The organism is Mesorhizobium sp. M5C.F.Ca.IN.020.29.1.1, from assembly GCF_003997375.1.
GTDB lineage: Bacteria > Pseudomonadota > Alphaproteobacteria > Rhizobiales > Rhizobiaceae > Mesorhizobium > Mesorhizobium wenxiniae.
Window position 1 is genome coordinate 1 of sequence record NZ_RZSW01000700.1, and the last position, 2,607, is coordinate 2,607.

Annotated in this window: 2 protein-coding genes; one reads left to right on the forward strand and one right to left on the reverse strand. The window is 62.4% G+C overall.

Going from position 1 to position 2,607, the window contains the following annotated elements:
* The coding region (locus tag EOA85_RS32300; protein ID WP_245486213.1) for an FkbM family methyltransferase at positions 1–763 on the forward strand (763 nt) is incomplete at its 5' end.
* A gap of 127 nt (positions 764–890) precedes the next feature.
* On the opposite strand, the gene EOA85_RS32305 is transcribed toward EOA85_RS32300, so the two are convergent.
* Positions 891–2,483 (reverse strand): indolepyruvate oxidoreductase subunit beta family protein, encoded by a 1,593-nt coding sequence (locus EOA85_RS32305; protein WP_127212431.1) that lies wholly within the window; start codon positions 2,481–2,483, stop codon positions 891–893.
* Positions 2,484–2,607: the final 124 nt, after the last annotated feature.

Below are 2,607 nucleotides of genomic sequence, written 5' to 3' on the forward strand. Positions count from 1 at the left end.
GTTCATTGCCGCAACGGGGCCGACGGCCCGATTGGCAACAAAGCTCACTAAAAAGACCCAGAAAGCAACAGAGGTCTTGAGAACCGAGGGGCTTGGGCGGTTCCTCCAACTGTCGGCCTTGTCGCTGAGCGAACCGTTTAGGTCGCGATGGCTCCGTCGTCGCGTTGCGACGGACGCAAGGCAGGCATTGTCCAAGCTCAAGGCAGCAAGGCGAAGTCGCGGATTGTTTATCGATTGTGGTTCGAACATCGGTCAGGGATACAAATACTTTTCCCGGTACTACACACCCGACCGCTACGACTTCGTTCTGGTCGAGCCCAACAAGAATTGCCTGGCGCACCTTTATGCTTTGCGCTCAGAAAAGGCGACTATGGAGATCATCAGCAAGGCGGCAAGCGTGAAAGATGGCTACGCCGAATTATTTGGTCCCCCTCCGGGCCGGTCGGAGCCCACCCACCAAAGTTGCTCGATCGTCCCTGACCACAACGAAAGCTTGTATCAATCGCTGCGATTTGCCCCGGACCTTGTCGAAACGTTTTCGCTGTCACAGATGATCCGAGCGAAGCATGAGCTGTACGACGTGGTCGTTCTCAAACTCGATGTAGAAGGGGCAGAGTACGAGATCCTTGATGACTTGATCAGGTCCGGAGTCCATCGCGATCTTTATGCCGCATACGTGGAATTCCACTCTCTCAAAATGCGGAATTCTGAGAGACGAAAGAAACACGTCGTGGAATTGCAAATCAGACATGCATTTCCTTGAGGCAGGCACGCGCTTCAGCGAATGGATATAGCGTCGGTGATCGGGGGGATAGGAAGCCTGGTCGACATGACTGGACGCTGAATGGTTGCCCGGATCCCTGAGTGGTTCGGTGCCGAACCGGGGCGTTTCAATTTACCAGATCCGAGCCCAACGACGCCACAGTCTTCAGCGCGCCGTCGAGCATGTCGCCCTTCTCGTCCTTCAGCGCGGCTTCGCGCAAGCGCCGGATCCAGTCGGCGGCGTCGGCGCGGCCCTCGAGCAGATCGAGTGCCGACAGCACGCGGTCGAATTTGGACTGGGCGCGGGCATGTGTGTCGCTGTAGCCCTTGATCAGGCGGCGACAGTTGAGGATTTCGGCGGAGAGTGCGTAGTCCTCCCTGACATGGCCGAGCGCCAGCGCATACCAGCGCTCGAGATGTGCGGTCTCGACCTTGTGGCGCAGCAGGCGACGGCGCCAGCGACGCAGGCCGCCGATGAACCACAGCGCGACGAAGCCGGCGAAACTGTCGGTGCGGATGTGGCGGCCATGGTTGATGCGGCGGTCAAGGAAGGCGGCAAGCTTCGGCCGCGTCTCGATGTAACTGCCGAGGCCGGACGGCAGCGTGCCGCAGAATTCCTCGATGCGCGGATGGAAATATTCGGTCACCTGGAGGATCGTTCCCTCCTTGACACCGACCTCGCGGCGCACCCGCTTGTCGCGCGTCGAACGCGTCTTCAGGTCGGCGACGCGGATCATGTCGTCGTAGCACATGGCGTTGGCCAAATGCTTTGCCGCTGATATCGACAGCACGTAGTCATGCTCGGCACTGTCCAGAGCGACGGCCCGGTCGAGCCGGTCGAGATACTCGCCGCCATAGGCGATGTCCTGATAGTCGACGACTTTTTTCAGACCGCGAAACGCCATGTCGTGCAGGGGAAGCGGTAGCGCATCGACGCGCGCCGCAAGGTCCTGCCAGCCCTTCAACAGGCTTTCCGGGCCGCTCACCTTTGCCGCCGCGCCCGAGCCGGTTTCAGCAGCTTTCGGCTCTGTGATCTTGTCGCCCAGAGGTGGCGTGTTCGTGATGTCGCGGGCGCGATCAAAGGACGCGCCGAAGGCGGCGAGGCTGGCCTTCACGCCGCGGCCGCCGGCACTGATCGCCTGTTCATAGCTCTCGCGGGTGAACGGCAAGGCATCGGAGCCGGCCAGCGCGCCGAGCAGGCTGGCCGAGATCATCGAGCCGTTGTCGGCGGCGATCTTCTCCATGTCGAAGGCGATGAAGCGCTTGGCCGCCGTTTCAGCCGTGGCATGCACCTTTGAGGACGAGGCGCGGCCATCGCCGGGCTCGACCTTTTCCGAGACCGCGGCGATGCGATGCGACGAGGCAATCAGCGTCGTGCGCTCCGGCGTGACGAAGCCGCGGATGATGGCGCGGCCGGCTTCCATCAGTTCGGCGGCGATCAAGATGTCGACGTCGCCCTGCGAGGGCGACAGCGCAAAGACCGGCAGGCGACCGGTGTCGCGGCACATTTCGACATAGTAGATCGTGGCGCCGGTGCGCTGGGCGACGCCGGCGACCGAGGTCGATTGCGCGACATAGTCATTGCGTTCGGCGACGTCGGTGATCCAGTCGGCGAGCACGCCGCCGCCCTGGCCGCCGACCGCCAGCACGGCAAGCTTGATGACGCGCTCGTCTTCGGGAGCACCGGCGTTCGAGCGCGATGAGGGAACGGCGTCAAGCATCGGCGAATGTCAGGCGCCGGCTTTCCCGGCGCCGCTGCAAGAGGTCGATCGTGGCGCGACGCGCGGCTTCGAGCAATCGGTCCCAGCGGCTGGGATTGTGCACCACGTCGGCGCGGTAGAAGGA